The organism is Massilia sp. Masssp93, from assembly GCF_059491295.1.
The window spans coordinates 1,104,689-1,122,287 of sequence record NZ_CP168502.1 but is presented as its reverse complement, the minus strand read 5'-3'; the positions used below and the strand labels follow the sequence as shown (position 1 = coordinate 1,122,287).

14 protein-coding genes are annotated in these 17,599 nt (G+C 65.9%); 4 read left to right on the top strand and 10 right to left on the bottom strand.

The window, feature by feature from the left end:
- Positions 1-100 precede the first annotated feature (100 nt).
- The 4 genes from prpF to prpB form a co-directional block, all read right to left on the bottom strand.
- Complete coding sequence (prpF, locus tag ACEN9Q_RS04890) at positions 101-1,303, bottom strand: 2-methylaconitate cis-trans isomerase PrpF (RefSeq protein WP_495627555.1); 1,203 nt, start codon at positions 1,301-1,303, stop codon at positions 101-103.
- Between the two features lie 111 nt (positions 1,304-1,414).
- Positions 1,415-4,015: a Fe/S-dependent 2-methylisocitrate dehydratase AcnD gene (acnD, locus tag ACEN9Q_RS04885; RefSeq protein WP_495627554.1), complete on the bottom strand. Its 2,601-nt coding sequence runs from the start codon at positions 4,013-4,015 to the stop codon at positions 1,415-1,417.
- Positions 4,016-4,184: 169 nt separating this feature from the next.
- Positions 4,185-5,345 carry a bifunctional 2-methylcitrate synthase/citrate synthase gene (gene prpC, locus ACEN9Q_RS04880; protein WP_495627553.1) on the bottom strand — a complete coding sequence of 387 codons (1,161 nt, stop codon included), beginning with the start codon at positions 5,343-5,345 and terminating at the stop codon, positions 4,185-4,187.
- Positions 5,346-5,354: 9 nt separating this feature from the next.
- Entirely contained in the window at positions 5,355-6,245 is an 891-nt protein-coding gene (prpB, locus tag ACEN9Q_RS04875; protein ID WP_495627552.1) for a methylisocitrate lyase, read from the bottom strand.
- A gap of 243 nt (positions 6,246-6,488) precedes the next feature.
- On the opposite strand from prpB, the gene ACEN9Q_RS04870 reads away from it, so the two are divergent.
- The gene (locus ACEN9Q_RS04870) at positions 6,489-7,607 is read left to right on the top strand and encodes an alpha/beta fold hydrolase (protein ID WP_495627551.1); all 1,119 of its coding nucleotides are present in this window, start codon (positions 6,489-6,491) and stop codon (positions 7,605-7,607) included.
- Positions 7,608-7,800: 193 nt separating this feature from the next.
- On the opposite strand, the gene ACEN9Q_RS04865 is transcribed toward ACEN9Q_RS04870, so the two are convergent.
- The gene (locus tag ACEN9Q_RS04865; RefSeq protein WP_495627550.1) at positions 7,801-9,468 is read right to left on the bottom strand and encodes a cation acetate symporter; all 1,668 of its coding nucleotides are present in this window, start codon (positions 9,466-9,468) and stop codon (positions 7,801-7,803) included.
- A complete protein-coding gene (locus ACEN9Q_RS04860) occupies positions 9,465-9,794 on the bottom strand; it encodes a DUF485 domain-containing protein (protein WP_056447396.1) in 330 nt (109 codons plus the stop codon). Before ACEN9Q_RS04860 ends, ACEN9Q_RS04865 begins: the two co-directional genes overlap by 4 nt.
- Before the next feature lie 167 nt (positions 9,795-9,961).
- Here ACEN9Q_RS04860 and prpR point away from each other — a divergent pair, with 167 nt between their 5' ends.
- Complete coding sequence (prpR, locus tag ACEN9Q_RS04855) at positions 9,962-11,581, top strand: propionate catabolism operon regulatory protein PrpR (RefSeq protein WP_495627549.1); 1,620 nt, start codon at positions 9,962-9,964, stop codon at positions 11,579-11,581.
- A gap of 67 nt (positions 11,582-11,648) precedes the next feature.
- On the opposite strand, the gene ACEN9Q_RS04850 is transcribed toward prpR, so the two are convergent.
- The 3 genes from ACEN9Q_RS04850 to ACEN9Q_RS04840 all read right to left on the bottom strand — a co-directional run bounded on the left by ACEN9Q_RS04850 (position 11,649) and on the right by ACEN9Q_RS04840 (position 13,724).
- Positions 11,649-12,197, bottom strand: coding sequence for a hypothetical protein (locus ACEN9Q_RS04850; RefSeq protein WP_495627548.1), 549 nt, complete (start codon positions 12,195-12,197; stop codon positions 11,649-11,651).
- A gap of 47 nt (positions 12,198-12,244) precedes the next feature.
- Entirely contained in the window at positions 12,245-13,201 is a 957-nt protein-coding gene (locus ACEN9Q_RS04845) for a sensor domain-containing diguanylate cyclase (protein ID WP_056447391.1), read from the bottom strand.
- Between the two features lie 82 nt (positions 13,202-13,283).
- A complete protein-coding gene (locus ACEN9Q_RS04840) occupies positions 13,284-13,724 on the bottom strand; it encodes a hypothetical protein (RefSeq protein WP_495627547.1) in 441 nt (146 codons plus the stop codon).
- Positions 13,725-13,882: 158 nt separating this feature from the next.
- Between ACEN9Q_RS04840 and ACEN9Q_RS04835 the strand changes: the two genes are divergently transcribed.
- Positions 13,883-15,505: a right-handed parallel beta-helix repeat-containing protein gene (locus ACEN9Q_RS04835; protein WP_495627546.1), complete on the top strand. Its 1,623-nt coding sequence runs from the start codon at positions 13,883-13,885 to the stop codon at positions 15,503-15,505.
- 113 nt (positions 15,506-15,618) lie between these two features.
- On the opposite strand, the gene ACEN9Q_RS04830 is transcribed toward ACEN9Q_RS04835, so the two are convergent.
- Positions 15,619-16,590 (bottom strand): AraC family transcriptional regulator, encoded by a 972-nt coding sequence (locus ACEN9Q_RS04830; protein WP_495628916.1) that lies wholly within the window; start codon positions 16,588-16,590, stop codon positions 15,619-15,621.
- A 90-nt stretch (positions 16,591-16,680) separates the two neighbouring features.
- Here ACEN9Q_RS04830 and ACEN9Q_RS04825 point away from each other — a divergent pair, with 90 nt between their 5' ends.
- The gene (locus tag ACEN9Q_RS04825) at positions 16,681-17,514 is read left to right on the top strand and encodes an oxidoreductase (RefSeq protein ID WP_495627545.1); all 834 of its coding nucleotides are present in this window, start codon (positions 16,681-16,683) and stop codon (positions 17,512-17,514) included.
- Positions 17,515-17,599 lie beyond the last annotated feature (85 nt).

Here is a 17,599-nt window from a genome sequence, read left to right as displayed (position 1 = left end):
AGGGCTCTTTATCGAATTTGAGTGGATCATAGCCGAAATTCAACGCAATTTATCGTTTATAAAGATGAATTTCAGCAACTGACGCGGCGCAGCAACGGTCTCAGAATGCGTCGCCCGGCACGCGCACCCAGCCTTCCATCAGCACCCGGCTGCTGCGGCTCATGACGGCCTTCGTGACGACCCAGTTACCGCCCTCCTGGCGCGCCTCGGCGCCCACGCGCAAGGTTCCGGACGGATGGCCGAAGCGCACCGCCTCGTGCGCCCGCCCGCCCGCGGCGAGGCTGACGAGCGTGCCCGGAATCGCGGCCGCCGTGCCGATGGCGACGGCCGCCGTGCCCATCATCGCGTGGTGCAGCTTGCCCATCGACAGGGCGCGCACGAGCAGGTCGACGTCGCCCGCCTCGACCCGCTTGCCGCTCGACGCCGTGTAGCCGGCGGGCGGCGCGACGAAGGCGACTTTCGGCGTGTGCTGGCGCAGCGCGGCCTCTTCCACGTGCGCGATCAGGCCCATGCGCATGGCGCCGTACGCGCGGATCGTCTCGAACATCGCCAGCGCTTTCGGGTCGCCGTTGATGGCGTCCTGCAGTTCCGTGCCCGTGTAGCCGATGTCGGCCGCATTGACGAAGATGGTCGGGATGCCGGCGTTGATCATCGTGGCCTTCAGTGTCCCGACGCCGGGCACCTCGAGGTCGTCGACCAGGTGCCCGGTCGGGAACATCGAATTTTTCTCCCCCTTGCCGCCGTCGCCCTCCTCCGCCGCCGGGTCCATGAATTCCAGCTGGACCTCGGCCGCCGGGAACGTGACGCCATCCAGCTCGAAGTCGCCCGTCTCCTGGACCTGGCCGTTCGTGATCGGTACGTGGGCGACGATCGTCTTGCCGATGTTGGCCTGCCAGATCCGCACGGTGACGATGCCGTTGTCCGGGATGCGCGCGGGATCGATGAAGCCGTTGGCGATGGCGTACGACCCGACCGCGGCCGACAGGTTGCCGCAGTTGCCGCTCCAGTCGACGAAGGGCTTGTCGATCGCGACCTGGCCGAACAGATAGTCGACGTCGTGGCCGGGCCGCGTACCGGGAGCGACGATGACGGTCTTGCTCGTGCTGGACGTGGCGCCGCCCATGCCGTCGATCTGCTTGCCGTAGGGGTCGGGGCTGCCGATCACGCGCAACAGCAGGTTGTCGCGCGCCGCGCCCGGCACCTGCGCCGCTGCGGGCAGGTCCTGCAGGCGGAAGAACACGCCTTTGCTCGTGCCGCCGCGCATGTAGACGGCGGGGATTTTGATTTGGGGTACGTGAGTCATAAGAGTTTCCGTTTCCCCGTCGTTCCCGCGGCGGCGGGAACCCAAGTTTTGCATGCGCCGTCGAGGCACGTGCAAACTTGGGCCCCCGCCTGCACGGGGGCGACGGTGTTTTTATGCCGCCACTTTGGAAGACGCGAGGAAGTCCTGCGCAAACCGCTGCAGCACCCCACCCGCCTCGTAGATCGACACTTCCTCGGCCGTGTCGAGACGGCAGATCACCGGCACCTCGACGGTCTCGCCGTCGCGACGGTGGATCACCAGCGTCAAGGTCGCGCGCGGCGTGCGCTCGCCCACGACGTCGAACGTCTCCGTCCCGTCGATGCCCAGCGTGAGCCGCGTGGTGCCCGGCTCGAATTCCAGCGGCAGCACGCCCATGCCGACGAGGTTCGTGCGGTGGATGCGCTCGAAGCCCTCGGCCGCGATGGCTTCCACGCCGGCCAGCCGCACGCCCTTGGCCGCCCAATCGCGCGACGAGCCCTGGCCATAGTCCGCGCCGGCGATCACGATCAGCGGCTGCTTGCGTTCCATGTAGGTCTCGATCGCTTCCCACATGCGCGTCACGGTGCCTTCCGGCTCGATGCGTGCGAGCGAACCGGCTTTCACGCTGCCGTCCGCGTTGCGCACCATCTCGTTCTTGAGGGTCGGGTTCGCGAACGTGGCGCGCTGCGCCGTCAGGTGGTCGCCGCGGTGCGTCGCGTACGAGTTGAAGTCTTCTTCCGGCAATCCCATCTTCGCGAGGTATTCGCCGGCCGCGCTGTTCATCATGATCGCGTTCGACGGCGACAGGTGGTCGGTGGTGATGTTGTCACCGAGGACCGCGAGCGGCCGCATGCCGGCAAGCGACCGTTCGCCCGCGAGCGCACCTTCCCAGTACGGAGGACGGCGGATATAGGTGCTCATCGGGCGCCAGTCGTACAGCGGCGACACCGCCTCGTCGCCCGCTTCGCGGCGCGCGAACATGATGTCGTAGACCTTGCGGAACTGCTGCGGCTTCACGGCGCGCTCGACGACGGCGTCGATCTCCGCGTCGCTCGGCCAGAGGTCGGCCAGGCGCACCGGATTGCCGTCCGCGTCGACGCCCAGCACGTCCTTCTCGATGTCGAAGCGGATCGTGCCCGCGATCGCATACGCGACGACGAGCGCCGGCGACGCGAGGAACGCCTGCTTCGCATACGGGTGGATGCGACCGTCGAAATTGCGGTTGCCCGACAGGACCGCCGTCGCGTACAGGTCGCGTTCCACGATCTCCTGCTGGATCGCGGGGTCCAGCGCGCCCGACATGCCGTTGCACGTCGTGCACGCGAAGGCGACGACGCCGAAGCCCAGCTTCTCCAGCTCCGGCAGCAGCCCCGCTTCTTCCAGGTACAGCGGCACCGCTTTCGAGCCCGGGGCGAGGGACGACTTCACCCACGGCTTGCGCGCGAGCCCGCGCGCGTTCGCGTTGCGCGCGAGCAGGCCCGCGGCCACCATATTGCGCGGGTTGTTCGTGTTCGTGCAGCTCGTGATCGCCGCGATGATGACGGCGCCGTCGGGCATCTTGCCCGGTTCGTGGTCGATTGACCCCGTGATGCCGTGCTGCGCCAGCTCCGACGTCGCCACGCGCTTGTGCGGGTTCGACGGACCGGCGATGTTGCGCACGACGGTCGACAGATCGAAGCGCAGCACGCGTTCGTACTGTGCATTGCGCAGCGTGTCGGCCCACAGGCCCGTCTCCTTCGCATACAGCTCGACCAGTTTTACCAGGTCGTCGTCGCGCCCCGTCAGCCTGAGGTATTTGATGGTCTGCTCGTCGATGGCGAACATCGCGGCCGTGGCGCCGTATTCCGGCGCCATGTTGGAGATCGTCGCGCGGTCGCCCAGCGTGAGGTTCGCGGCGCCTTCGCCGTAGAACTCGAGGTAGGCGGACACCACTTTCGACTTGCGCAGGAATTCCGTCAGCGCCAGCACGATGTCGGTCGCGGTGATGCCCTCGCCCGGCCTGCCGGTCAATTCGACGCCGACGATGTCCGGCAGCCGCATGTACGACGCGCGGCCCAGCATCACGCTTTCCGCTTCGAGGCCGCCGACGCCGACGGCGATCACGCCCAGCGCATCGACCATCGGCGTGTGCGAGTCGGTGCCGACGAGGGTGTCGGGGAACGCCACGCCGTCCTTCACCTGCACGACGGGGCTCATGCGCTCCAGGTTGATCTGGTGGAGGATGCCGTTCCCGGGCGGGATCACGTCGACGTTCTCGAACGCCTTGCGGGTCCATTCGATGAAGTCGAAGCGGTCTTCGTTGCGGCGGTCCTCGATGGCGCGGTTTTTCGTGAAGGCGTCCGGATCGAAGCCGCCGCACTCGACGGCCAGCGAGTGGTCGACGACGAGCTGCGTCGGCACGACCGGGTTCACCAGCGCGGGGTTGCCGCCCTCCTGCGCGATGGCGTCGCGCAGGCCGGCCAGGTCGACGAGGGCCGTCTGGCCGAGGATGTCGTGGCAGACGACGCGCGCCGGGAACCACGGGAAATCGAGGTCGCGGCGGCGCTCGATGATCTGCTTCAGCGACGGCACCAGCGCGACCGGGTCGCAGCGGCGCACGAGGTTTTCGGCCAGTACGCGCGAGGTGTACGGGAGGGTGTCCCAGGCGCCGGGCTGGATCTCGTCGACTGCCGCGCGGGCGTCGAAGTAATGCAGGCTGGTGCCGTGCAGGGGTTTGCGATAATTGCTGTTCATGATGAGGAACCTCGTTAGACGGTATGTGTGCGAACCGTGGCATTGCTTGCGCTCGGCCGCGCCAACAGCACGTCGTCCCTGCGCAGGCAGGGATCCAATTCAAGTGCGCCGACCCGCATCGTAATTGGGCCCCCGCCTGCGCGGGGGCGACGGTTTTGCGTGTCGGGCCTTATTTGCGCTCGGCCAGCGGCACGAACTGCAGGTCTTCCGGTCCGACGTAGTTCGCGCTCGGGCGGATGATCTTGTTGTCGATGCGCTGCTCGATGACGTGGGCCGACCAGCCCGACGTGCGCGAGATGACGAACAGCGGCGTGAACATCGCCGTCGGCACGCCCATCATGTGGTACGAGACGGCCGAGAACCAGTCGAGATTCGGGAACATCTTCTTGACTTCCCACATCACGGACTCGAGGCGCTCGGCGATGTCGAACATCTTCATCGAGCCGGCGCTGTGCGACAGCGTGCGCGCCACTTCCTTGATCACCTTGTTGCGCGGGTCGGAGATCGTGTAGACCGGATGGCCGAAGCCGATGACGACTTCCTTGTTCGCCACGCGGTTGCGGATGTCGGCTTCCGCTTCGTCCGCGTTCTCGTAGCGCTTCTGGATGTCGAGCGCGACTTCGTTGGCGCCGCCGTGCTTCGGACCGCGCAGCGCGCCGATCGCGCCGGTAATGGCCGAATAGATGTCCGAGCCGGTGCCGGCGACGACGCGCGCGGTGAACGTCGACGCGTTGAATTCGTGTTCGGCGTACAGGTTCAGGGACGTGTGCATCGCCTTGACCCACTCCTCGGAAGGCTTGACGCCGTGCAGCAGGTGCAGGAAGTGGCCGCCGATCGAATCGTCGTCCGTCTCCACCTCGATGCGTTTGCCGTTATGGCTGTAGTGATACCAGTACAGCAGCATCGACCCGAACGACGCCATCAGGCGGTCGGCGATGTCGCGCGCGCCAGCGATGTTGTGGTCGTCCTTTTCCGGCAGCACGCAGCCCAGCACCGACGCGCCCGTGCGCATCACGTCCATCGGATGCGCGCCGGCCGGCAGCGCCTCCAGCGCGGCTTTCACCGCATGCGGCAGGCCGCGCAGCGATTTCAGCTTGGCCTTGTAGCCCTTCAGTTCCGCCGCATTCGGCAGCTTGCCGTGCACGAGCAGGTAGGCGATTTCCTCGAACTCGCTGTTGCCGGCGACGTCCAGGATGTCGTAGCCGCGGTAGTGCAGGTCGTTGCCGGAACGGCCCACGGAGCACAGCGCGGTATTGCCGGCGGCGACGCCGGACAGCGCGACGGATTTCTTGGGTTTGAACGTTGGCGTCTCGGTTTTCACGTCGGTCATTTGGGTCTCCTATTTTGCTTTGTTCTGGGCGAACAGCGCGTCGAGCTTCTGTTCATAGCTGTGGTAGTCGATGCGCTCGTACAGTTCGGCGCGGGTCTGCATCGTGTCGACGACGTTCTTCTGCGTGCCGTCGCGGCGGATCGCGGCGTAGACGTTTTCCGCGGCCTTGTTCATGGCGCGGAACGCGGACAGCGGATACAGGACGATGTCGACGTCGGCGCCGCGCAGCTCGTCCACGGTGAACAGCGGCGTCGCGCCGAATTCCGTGATGTTGGCGAGGATCGGCACCTTCACAGCCTTCTTGAATTGCGCGTACATCTCCAGGCTCGTGATGGCTTCCGGGAAGATCATGTCGGCGCCCGCCTCGACGCAGGCGACCGCGCGCTCGACGGCCTTGTCGATGCCCTCGACGGCCAGCGCATCCGTGCGCGCCATGATGACGAAGTTATCGTCCGTGCGCGCGTCGACGGCGGCCTTGACGCGGTCGACCATCTCGCCCTGGCTGACGATCTCCTTGCCCGGACGGTGGCCGCAGCGCTTGGCGCCGACCTGGTCCTCGATGTGGCAGGCGCCCGCGCCGGCCTTGATCAGCGAGCGCACGGTGCGCGCGACGTTGAACGCCGACGAACCGAAGCCGGTGTCGATATCGACGAGCAGCGGCAGGTCGCACACGTCGGTGATGCGGCGCACGTCGATCAGCACGTCTTCGAGGCCCGAGATGCCGAGATCCGGCAGGCCGAGCGACCCGGCCGCGACGCCGCCGCCGGACAGGTAGATGGCGCGATAGCCGGCGCGCTTGGCCAGCAGCGCGTGGTTGGCGTTGATGGCGCCGATGACCTGCAGCGGATGTTCTTCCTGGACGGCCTGGCGGAATCTGGCGCCGGCGGATTGTTGGGTCATGTCCTTACCTTTCATGTAGCGGGTCTATTGGTTATGACACATGCATTGCAAAGACCGTGCCAATCGTTCCCGCACGTGGACAGCCCGGATTTTCAAGGACTTGGGCGCGCGCCGCGAGCACGGCTGCCGGAAATGCGTTGCAGGCCGTTTCAATATGAAACACCCAGTGAAACAACCGGCGGCGATTGACACGCCCCATGAAATTGAACAGACTTCGCGCGACCACACATCACCGGGGAGACCATGTTCAGACACCCATCCAGGCTGTGCGCCCTGCTGCTGGCCGGCCTGTCCATCACCACGCCCGCCGGCGCCGCCGGCCCGGACAGCCGCGCGGACGCGGTCAAGATCATCGCCGACATGCGCCGCATCGTCACCCCGCACGGCATCGAAGAGACGCGGGCCGTGCGCATCGGGGGCATCGACCAGTGGATCAGCGTGCGCGGCACGGACCGGCGCAATCCGGTGCTGCTGATGCTGCACGGCGGCCCGGGTTATGTGTCGATGCCGACGAGCTGGTACTTCCAGCGCGGCTGGGAAGAATATTTCACGGTCGTGCAGTGGGACCAGCGCGGCGCCGGCAAGACGTATGCCGCCAACGATCCGGCCAAGGTCGCGCCGACGATGACCCGCGCGCGCATGCTGCTCGATGCCGAGGAGATGGTGGCGTGGCTGCGCAAGGAATTCGGCAAGGAGCGCATCTTCGTGCTGGGCCACTCGTGGGGCTCGTCGCTGGGCATCCAGCTGGCGCAGCGCCATCCGGACTGGCTGCACGCGTACATCGGCCTGGGCCAGATCACCGACGGCATGGAGAGCGAGCGCCGCGGCTGGCAGTTCGCGATGGATGCGGCGCGGCGCGAGGGCAACGCACAGGCCATCCGCGAGCTGGAATCGATCGCGCCGTATGCCGCGCCGGGCAAGCCGCTGGTGCTCAAGGATTTGTACCTGCAGCGCAAATGGATGGGCCGCTACGGCGGCGCCGTGTACGGCCGGACGGACTTCGACGCGGAATCGGCGGCCGCGAAGCTGGCGCCGGAATACACGGACGCCGACCTGAAGACCATGTGGGAAGGCACGGAGTTCTCGAGCAGCCGCATGCTGACGGACGTGCTCACGCAGGACTTCAGCGTCTACACGAAGTTCGACTGCCCCATCGTCATCTTCAACGGGCGCCACGACTACAACGTCTCGTCGTCCGCGACGGCGGAATGGTTCGCGAAGGTGCGGGCGCCGTCGAAACAGCTCGTGTGGTTCGAGAACTCGGCGCACGAGATGTTCAACGAGGAGCCGGGCAAGACGCTGATCTCGCTCGTGCGCTACGCGCGGCCGTTCGCGGAAAGGGCCGGGGACGTGGCGCCGTAAACGAAAAAAACCGCACGCGGCGGGTCGAATTCTCGTGGGCACGTTTCATTTGAGGCCCCCGGCCTCAAATGCCCGCCCTACGTCAAGGCGAACCAACGGCGGGCTCCCCCAAGCCCGCCGTTTTTGCATCCACCAACGTCATCGCAAACCGTAGGGCGGGCTCCCCGAGCCCGCGGTTGCGTGCATCAACCCGTCAATGCGCCGATGCGGTCGAGGCACCGATACCGGTCTCGGAACGCACTTCCTGCGCCTCGAAACCGGCCTTGTCGATCGCGGCACGCGGGCTCTTGTCGGTGACCGAGAACAGCCAGACGCCGACGAAGCCGACCGTCATCGAGAACAGCGCCGGCGAGGTGTACGGGAAGATCGCGGCCGTGTTGTGGAACACGTCGACCCACACCGACTTCGACACGACGGTCAGCGCCACGGCCGTGGCCAGGCCCAGGAAGCCGCCCACGGTCGCGCCGCGGGTCGTGCACTTGCTCCACAGGACCGACATGAACAGCACCGGGAAGTTGGCCGAGGCGGCGATCGCGAAGGCCAGCGACACCATGAACGCGACGTTGACCTTCTCGAACACGATACCCAGCAGCACGGCGGCGATGCCCAGGCAGACCGTCGTGATCTTCGAGACGCGCAGTTCGCTGCCCGGGGCCGGCTGGCCCTTCTTGATCACGGTGGCGTACAGGTCGTGCGACACGGCCGAGGCGCCGGACAGGGTCAGGCCGGCCACGACGGCCAGGATGGTCGCGAAGGCCACGGCCGAGATGAAGCCGAGGAAGACGTCGCCGCCGACCGCGTTCGCGAGGTGCACGGCCGCCATGTTGTTACCGCCCAGCAGCTTGCCGGCGGCGTCCTTGAAGGCCGGGTTGGTGCTCACCAGCACGATCGCGCCGAAGCCGATGATGAAGGTCAGGATGTAGAAGTAGCCGATCCAGGTGGTCGCCCACAGCACCGACTTGCGCGCTTCCTTGGCGTTCGGGACGGTGAAGAAGCGCATCAGGATGTGCGGCAGGCCGGCCGTGCCGAACATCAGCGCCATGCCGAGCGAGATGCCGGATATGGGGTCCTTGATGAAGCCGCCCGGGCCCATGATCGCATCATGCTTGCTGTGCACTTCGACGGCCTTGGCGAACAGCGCTTCCGGGCTGAAGTTGTACATGGCCAGCACGGAGAACGCCATGAACGTGGCGCCGGCCAGCAGCATGACGGCCTTGATGATTTGCACCCACGTGGTCGCGGTCATGCCGCCGAACAGCACGTAGACCATCATCAGGACGCCCACGATCACGACGGCGATCCAGTAGTCCAGGCCGAACAGCAGCTTGATCAGCTGGCCCGCGCCCACCATCTGCGCGATCAGGTAGAACAGCACGGTCACCAGGGTGCCCGACGCCGCGAACATGCGCACCGGCTTCTGGGCGAAGCGGTAGGCGGCCACGTCGGCGAACGTGAAGCGCCCCAGGTTGCGCAGGCGCTCGGCCATCAGGAACGTGATGACGGGCCAGCCGACGAGGAAGCCGATCGCATAGATCAGGCCGTCAAAGCCGCTCGCGAACACGGCGGCGGAAATGCCCAGGAACGAGGCGGCCGACATGTAGTCGCCGGCGATCGCCAGGCCGTTCTGGAAGCCGGTGATGCCGCCGCCGGCCGTGTAGAAGTCGGAGGCGGAGCGGGTGCGCTTGGCGGCCCACTTGGTGATGAACAGGGTGAAAATCACGAACACGACGAACATGCCGATCGCCGTGTAGTTGGTGGCCTGCTTGGTGGCCTGGCCCAGGTCGGGCGAGGCGAGCGCGGCGCCGGTGGCGGCCAGCAGGGCCGTGGCGGCGGCACTGCGGATGAGGGTTGTCGTCTTCATGCGCGGACCTTTTCCTTGCCGGCGGCGGCGTTGCGTTGGATGGCATCGGTCAGCGCATCGAATTCGTTGTTGGCGCGGCGCACGTACATGCCGGTGATCGCGATGGTGAACAGGATCACGAACAGGCCGAGCGGCACGGCCCACGACATGACGCCGGACCCGATCTTCGAGGCCATGAACCCCTTGTCGAACGCGTTCAGCAGCGTGAAGCCGTAGTACACGATCATCACGGCCCAGGTCAGCATCCAGCCGTAGCGGGAGCGGGTCCGGACAAGTTTCTGGTAATTGGGGTCGCTCTTGACCCGCTGGACAATATCATCTTCCACTTTTGTCTCCGTTTTCTAGTCATACGCCGTTCAGGTTGACGGGCTGATATCGATCCTAAGTGGGTCGCCTTACCCGATTCTTACGGCAGGCGGAAATGTTTACGCCCAACAGTTTCAGCGTGAAACAAGGATGAAACGCAGGTTGCAGATTCGGTTACACTTGCAACATGAGCTATCCCACCCGCCCCGCGCCCGCGCCGGACCAGGGCGCCGGCAAGCCCGTGATCTGGACGGTGTCCGTGTCGCGGCTGTCCGACCTGTTCCGCCACATCACCCCCGAATACGACCACCTGGCGCACATCGAAGCGCTGCACCTGGGCTTCGACGAGGCCGCGCGCCACATCCGCGAGCGCATGGCGACGGAGCATTGCGACGTCGTGATCGCGGCCGGTTCCAATGCCGCGTACCTCAAGGGACGCGTGTCGGTGCCGGTCGTCGTCGCCACCGCGAGCGGTTTCGACGTCATGCAAGCCCTGGCGCGCGCGCGGCGCATGTCCGCGCGCATCGGCTTCGTCCACTACCAGCGCCCGGTGGCGGAACTGGCCGAGTTCACGGCCACGTTCAAGCTCGCCGTCGAACAGCGCACCTATGTGACGGAAGACGACGCGCGCGCCAGCATCGCCGAACTCAAGGCGGCCGGCGTCGAGGTGATCGTCGGCGCCGGCCTGATCGTCGACCTGGCCGAGGAAGCGGGCCTGACGCCCGTCTTCGTGTACTCGCTCGAATCGATCCGGCGCGCCTTCGACGACGCCCTCGAGATGGCGCGCCTGACCCGGCTCGAAAGCGGCCGCGGACGCCGCGCGGCCGCCGCCGACAGCCGCCGCGCGCGCCGCGGCCTCGCCGACCTGCGCGGCGAATCGCCCGCGATGGAGCGGCTGCGCCAGACCGTCGTGCTGTATGCGCGCTCGCCCGCGACGGTGCTGATCCACGGCGAGACGGGCAGCGGCAAGGAACTCGTCGCCCAGGCCATCCACCGCGAGAGCCCGCGGCGCGGCGCCAACCGGCCGTTCGTCGCCGTCAACTGCGGCGCGATCGCGGAGTCGCTGCTGGAATCGGAACTGTTCGGCCACGAGGAAGGCGCGTTCACGGGCGCGCGCCGCGGCGGCCACGCGGGCCTGTTCGAGGCGGCGGACGGCGGCACGCTGTTCCTCGACGAGATCGGCGAGATGCCGCTCGCGCTGCAGACGCGCCTGTTGCGCGTGCTCGAGGAGCGCGAAGTGATGCGCGTGGGCGGCACGCGCCCGATCCCCATCGACGTGCGCGTGATCAGCGCCACGCACTGCGACCTCGAGGCGCGCGTGCGCGAAGGCCGCTTCCGCGCCGACCTGTTCTACCGCCTGGCGGTGCTGCGCCTCGCCCTGCCCCCGCTGCGCGATCGCCACGCCGACATCCTCCCGCTCGCCGAATGGGCACTCAAGAATGCCCTCGCCGCGCTGAGCGCGCGGCCGCATCCGAACCTGGCGGCGGAAATCGCGGCCTGCGCGCCGCTGTTGCAGACCTATGCCTGGCCGGGCAATGTGCGCGAACTGCGCAACCTGATGGAACGCCTCGCGCTGTTCCTCGCGGCCGAGCCGCTGCAGGCGCTGACGCCGGCGTTCCTGCTGTCGGTGGCGCCGGAACTCGGCGCGCCGCCGACCGCGCCCGCCATCGCGCCGGTACCCGCCGCCCCGGCACGCGACACCGTGGCCGACGTGCTGGCGCGCTTCGGCGGCCAGCGCGACGCGGCCGCGCGCTACCTGGGCATCAGCCGGACGACGTTGTGGCGGAGGCTCAAGGCGGGAAACTGAGATCGCGGCCGCGCATCGCACGGCGCGCGGTCAGCCCGGGTCACGGACAGGCCGCCGGCTCGCCCGATCAACGGACGTCGCAAACGTCGCGATTCCGCCTGCAGTCGGCAGGATCGGAAAAATCCACCGCGCGCGACTTCGCTTCCCGATAGGCCTTCCCATCGAATCGATAGGTCGTTTGCGCATAGTGTCCCGCTGTCTGGCTGACGATCTGCAGATCCCGGACGGCGCCTGCCCTTGCCTCGTTCAGGCCCACCATCTGGCCGCCGCTGAACAGCACCACGCGATAGCCGTTCGACTCGCGCTTGAGAACCCATATCGCCACGGACGCGGCACCCCATGCGCAACCATCCGCCGTCTCCGCGATCCAGTCGTCGGGCCGTCCATGGCCGGTGAGGTCGACGGCAGACCCGACAAACCCGCCCGCTGCACAGTCGCTGTATTCCGTCGTTCTGGCATGTGCGCGTACTGCGGAAAGCGCATCGGGCGGCAGGGGACGATGTGTCTGGTCTTCACTTCCGAACACCGGTTCGAAGTCCTCCGCGTGCAGCGGTCCGGCGCAGGCGCCTGATCCGACCGTCGCCACGGCAATCCACTGGAGTATCCGTTTCTTCATGACGTTACCGATGTCTTTCGCGTTGATTCAAAGTCGACGGGCGCCCGCTACGCCTCGACGTCGCAGAGCCGGTCGCGCCCCGCGGACTTGGCCTGGTAAAGACGGCGGTCGATCCGGTCGAGGAAGACGCCGGGATCGTCCTGGGCGCCGGGAACGATGGTGCCGATGCCCATGCTGACGGTCACCAGCCGGCCGACACCCGAACGGGCATGCGGAATATCGTCCTGCTTCAGCAGCTTGCGGCAGCGCTCGGCCTTGCTGCGGGCGGCTTCCGCGTCCGTGCCCGGCAACAGCAGGACGAACTCCTCGCCGCCGAGTCGGGCGCACAGGTCGCCCGGATGCGACGCGGCCGCGTCCAGGGCCTGGGCCACGCGTCGCAGGCACTCGTCCCCCTGCACGTGACCATAGTGATCGTTGTACTGCTTGAAATAATCGATGTCGATGATGACGAGCGACAGCGGGTGGCCGGTGTCGCGCGCCTTGGCCCATTCCACGGGATAGAGCGTGTCGAACATGCGCCGGTTGGCGACGCCGGTCAGGCTGTCGCGGTAGGACAGCAGCTCGAGCTCGCGCTGCAGTTGCAGGATCTTGTCCTCGGCCTGTTTCCGCGCCGTGATGTCGAACATGAAGCCGACCAGGGAGTCGACGCTGCCGTCCGGGCGGCGTACCACGTGCACCACGTCCCGGATCCAGACATAGTCGCCCTGGCGCGTGACGGCCCGGTAGTCCGCCTCGTGGTCGACACCGCGCTGCGACTGCGCCACACAGAAATCGACCGTCTTTTGGCGATCTTCCTCGTGGATGCGATCGGCCCAGTCGTTCACGGACAGCCAGCTTGCCGGGCTCCATCCCAGCAGCGCTTCGATTTGCGGACCGATGTAGGTAAAGCGCATCGTGGCCCAGTCGATTCGCCACGGGATCGCCCTGGTCGATTCCAGCAAGGTGCGGTACACGCCGGGATCGTCGCAGGCGACGGGCTGGAAATCGGGAGGTAATGGCGTCATGACATGAAGGCGGTAGAAATGGCAACCATTGTGTGCCGGGCGTACCGTCTTTCGTCAAGAAAAAAAGCGCGGGGGCTGCGACTCAGCGCCGCCGCGTCAAGGTCCAATAACAGTAAAACGGCATCGTGACACCCAACTGCCCGTCAGGCAGCGGCTTGATCGCCACGCGATTCGAGGCCCACCGCATCCAGGAAGGTGTGTTCTGGGTATAGAACCGGGTGCCGTTGCGTTCGACAAGCCGAATGAATTTCATCGACCCGAGGAAGGATCGAAGCGCATCGCGTGACAGTCCGTCGACGACCCCATGCACCGGCAAGCACATCAAGACTGACGGGAGCATGCCGAAACATGCGCCGATCAATGTGATTCGCAAGTCCTCCCGGTCCATGAGTGAAAACAGCAGGACGAGTTCTCGCACACCCAGGACGCCCGCAACAATGACGGCGACAATTGCCCAGTCACGCGCCGAGGCGAGCGGAACAAATCCAATGGACTGCTTCTGAAAAAAACGCTTCTTCATCATGCTTCCGAAAACACGGAGGTTCGCAGCGTACACGATCCGGCAGCCCGATAATGCACACAAAGTCACAGCGGCCGCTTTTGGCCGACTATAGTCTGTCCGCATTGCGTCAGCCGTTTCGCATTCGACGTTCGGCACCACGCAGTGATATTCTCCAGCCCATGCATAACAAACCCATCCTGTCCGGCTCGATCGCAGCCATGTCGCTGGCCGCAGTCTTCATCGGCAGCGCCTCTGCCGCCACACTGTCCGTCGGCCCCGGTAAAACCTTTTCCGCACCGTGCGCGGCCATCGCCGCCGCCCGCGACGGCGACACGATCGAGATCGAAGGCGGCACCACGTACAAGGGCGACGCCTGCAAGATCGCCGGCAACAAACTGACTATCCGCGGCGTGAACGGCCGCCCGCGGATCGACGCCGCCGGCAAGGAAAACAGCGGCAAGGGCACCTGGGTCGTCGCCGGCAACGACATCGTCGTCGACAACGTCGAGATGTACGGCGCCAAGGTGGCCGATCAGAACGGTGCGGCGCTGCGCCTGGAAGGCACCAACTTCACGCTGCGCAACAGCTTCCTGCACGATAACGAGAACGGCATACTCAGCAACCGCAACGAGAACAGCGACGTACTGATCGAATACACCGAGTTCGGCCACAACGGCTTCGGCGGCGCCGGCCAGACGCACAACCTGTACATCGGCAAGGTCAAGAGCCTGACCTTCCGCTACAGCTATTCGCACGATGCGAACGTCGGCCACAACCTGAAGTCGCGCGCGATGACGAACACGATCGTCTACAGCCGCTTTTCCAGCACGAATCCCGGCGAAAAAGGCAGCACGGCCCCGGGCCAGCCGAGCTACGAGATCGACCTCCCGAACGCAGGCACATCCTACGTCATCGGCAACGTCATCGAGCAGCCGGCCGCCAATCAAAATCCGACGATCGTCGCATACGGGGAGGAAGGGCCGACCAATCCATCCCAGGACCTGTACTTCGTCAATAACACGGTGGTCAACGAGTTTGCCGGCGGGACCTTCCTGTTCGTCAGCGGCAAGGTATCGACGCCCGCGCTCATCCAGAACAATATTTTCGTCGGCGAAGGCGCATTGAGCACGCAAGCCACCGCGGTACTGAAGAACAATTATCGTGCGCTCGCGGCAGGCGCCGTCGACCATTCCACCGACAGCCTGCGGCGTTTTGCCAGCGCGCTCGTGATCGACGCGGGCGCCGACCCGGGCAGGTCGGCCGCCGGCGTGCCGCTGGCGCCTACCGGACAGTACAAGGACGTCGCGTCGGGCGAGGAACGTCCCGTGGCCGGCGCGCTCGACGTCGGCGCGTACGAGCAACCGGGCATCAGGGCCAGCGCAAAACCGGTCACCTGGACCGAATGCGCCGTCGAAGGCAAGTCCTGCCACTTCAGCGGCACGCGTGAAGTGCGTTTCGGCGCCAAGGGGCTGTACACGTCGAAGATCGTGACCACATCGATGCCTTGCACGACCGCGGCGTTCGGCGACCCGGTCCATGGTCTTGCCAAGACCTGCAGCTATGCCAGCGTCACGGCGGCGGCGCCGGCCGCGACGCGGAAAACCGCGGTTGCCGGCGCCTGGACGCCTTGCGCTGGCGAGGGCGCGATTTGCCAGCTCAGCGGCACCAATCGCGTGCGCTACGGTACCGAAACCGAAAACGTGACCAAGGTATTCACGGGTCCCGTCACCTGCTCGAACGCCAGCTTCGGCGACCCCGCCCACGGTTCGCTCAAGACGTGCAGCTTTCGACCCGGTCGTTGAGCGCCTCGGAGCCGGGGTCGAGCGAGGATGCGATTTGCTGATGAGGGAGACGACCGTCCTTCCTTGCCGGTCGTGGTCGGCAGTCGACGTGGCGGCGAAGCTCTACCATGTTTTCAGTGTGACGAGACAAACTCGACGCCGGGAAACGCTGGCGGAATGGCAAAGTTCGCGCGCATCCGCCTGGCCTCTGCTGCCGGGGTCAAGCCGAACAGCCGCCGGAACTCTCGGCTGAACTGCGACGAACTCCTATAGCCCACGGCATAACACGCCGATTCCGCGGTAAGGTCTTTGCGCACCATGAGCAAGCGGGCCTGGTGGAGCCGCGTCGACTTCAGGTACTGCATCGGTGACGCCTGCGTGATCGCCTTGAAGTGGCTGTGAAAGGCAGGAATACTCATGCCCGCTTCCCGTGCCAGCTGCGCCAGGTCGAGCGCTTCCGCGTAATCGGCGTGGATGCGGCGCAATGCGCGGCCGATCCTCCCGTACTGGCCTTTTTGCGCAAGCGCCTCGCGCATCGCGCTTCCCTGCGCGCCGGTAAGCACGCGGAAGTACAGTTCGCGCAACAGGCCGGGGCCCAGTACGGCCGCCTCCAGTGGCCGGTTCAAGGCCTCCAGAAAACGCAACACCGAGACGCGCATATCCGCATCAATGGGACTCGACAGCATGCTCTGCGGCGCCTGCGCAGGTTCGACCATTGCCTGGCGGTCGATGTGCAGCATCAGGTCCGCGGCGATGGAGAAATCGAGGTGCAGGTACAGCGCGAGCAACGGCTGCGCCGGTGTCGCATCCGTCTCCATGTCGAACGGCACGGGAACGGAAACGGCCAGGTAGTGCTGGGCATCGTAGACGTACAGCTTGTCGCCGAAGTAGCCGCGCTTGCGGCCCTGGCAAACGATCACGATACCCGGATCGTAGAGCACCGGCGTGCGCGTCAACGCCCGGTCGGAACGCAGGATCCGCACGCTGGGCAGTGCAGTGAGGTTATAGCCCTCGTCGGGCGCCAACGCGTGCAGCAGCTCGACCATGCGTCGCTGCGCGCTGCCGGCTGCATCGTCGCTTTCATGCGCGGCAGTCGAGTGGGACATAGTTTTAGGCAAGAAAAGCAGGTGATCGTGGCTTATTGAATCAATTTTTGAAGAATAACATGCGGCTTCCACCAACTCAGGAACGTCCATATGGCATCCAATAAACTCCTGCTGATCACCGGCGTCAGCAGCGGCTTCGGCCGCGCCCTTGCCGAACAAGCGCTCGCCGACGGCCACCGCGTGGTCGGCACGGTCAGGAACGTGCAGGCTGCGGAAGCGTTCGAGTCTCTGTGTCCGGCGCGTGCCCACGCGCGCCTGCTCGACGTGACGCAATTCGATGCAATCGACGGCGTCGTCGCGGACATCGAAGCGAACGTCGGCGCTGTTGATGTACTCGTCAACAATGCCGGCTACGGGCACGAAGGCATCCTGGAAGAATCGCCGCTGTCGGACATGCGCCGCCAGTTCGACGTCAACGTCTTTGGCCCGGTCGCGATGATAAAGGCCGTGCTGCCGTTTATGCGCACTCGCCGGCGCGGCCATATCGTCAACATCACGTCGATGGGCGGCTACATCACGATGCCCGGCATCGCCTACTACTGCGGCAGCAAGTTCGCGCTGGAAGGCATCTCGGACACGCTCGCCAAGGAAGTCCAGGCGTTCGGTATCGCCGTAACCGCGGTCGCACCAGGCTCGTTCCGCACCGACTGGGCCGGCCGCTCAATGCAGCGTACCGCGCGTTCGATTACAGACTACGACACGCTGTTCGATCCGGTTCGCCATGCGCGTGAGGAAAAGAGCGGCAAACAGCTGGGCGATCCGGCCAAGGCGGCGCGCGCGATGCTGGCCGTAATCGGGGCGGAGGTGCCGCCGACGCATCTGCTGCTGGGCAGCGATGCGCTGCAGTTGGTGCGGGGCAAGCTGGCTGACCTGATGCGCGATCTCGATGCGTGGGAAGAGGTCGCGGTCTCGACCGACGGTTGACGGCGAGAGCGAATTTCGCAAACTGTTCGTGGTTTTGGCCCGGAACCGTATGATCGCTCCTGGGCCGATCGCAAACTGCAGAACG

Bases quoted from the DNA above. Each gene is read 5' to 3' on its own strand.
- prpF (WP_495627555.1), bottom strand. From the start codon at position 1,303: ATGACTCACGTACCCCAAATCAAAATCCCCGCCGTCTACATGCGCGGC.
- acnD (WP_495627554.1), bottom strand. From the start codon at position 4,015: ATGAACAGCAATTATCGCAAACCCCTGCACGGCACCAGCCTGCATTAC.
- prpC (WP_495627553.1), bottom strand. From the start codon at position 5,345: ATGACCGACGTGAAAACCGAGACGCCAACGTTCAAACCCAAGAAATCC.
- prpB (WP_495627552.1), bottom strand. From the start codon at position 6,245: ATGACCCAACAATCCGCCGGCGCCAGATTCCGCCAGGCCGTCCAGGAA.
- ACEN9Q_RS04870 (WP_495627551.1), top strand. From the start codon at position 6,489: ATGTTCAGACACCCATCCAGGCTGTGCGCCCTGCTGCTGGCCGGCCTG.
- ACEN9Q_RS04865 (WP_495627550.1), bottom strand. From the start codon at position 9,468: ATGAAGACGACAACCCTCATCCGCAGTGCCGCCGCCACGGCCCTGCTG.
- prpR (WP_495627549.1), top strand. From the start codon at position 9,962: ATGAGCTATCCCACCCGCCCCGCGCCCGCGCCGGACCAGGGCGCCGGC.
- ACEN9Q_RS04850 (WP_495627548.1), bottom strand. From the start codon at position 12,197: ATGAAGAAACGGATACTCCAGTGGATTGCCGTGGCGACGGTCGGATCA.
- ACEN9Q_RS04845 (WP_056447391.1), bottom strand. From the start codon at position 13,201: ATGACGCCATTACCTCCCGATTTCCAGCCCGTCGCCTGCGACGATCCC.
- ACEN9Q_RS04840 (WP_495627547.1), bottom strand. From the start codon at position 13,724: ATGATGAAGAAGCGTTTTTTTCAGAAGCAGTCCATTGGATTTGTTCCG.
- ACEN9Q_RS04835 (WP_495627546.1), top strand. From the start codon at position 13,883: ATGCATAACAAACCCATCCTGTCCGGCTCGATCGCAGCCATGTCGCTG.
- ACEN9Q_RS04830 (WP_495628916.1), bottom strand. From the start codon at position 16,590: ATGTCCCACTCGACTGCCGCGCATGAAAGCGACGATGCAGCCGGCAGC.
- ACEN9Q_RS04825 (WP_495627545.1), top strand. From the start codon at position 16,681: ATGGCATCCAATAAACTCCTGCTGATCACCGGCGTCAGCAGCGGCTTC.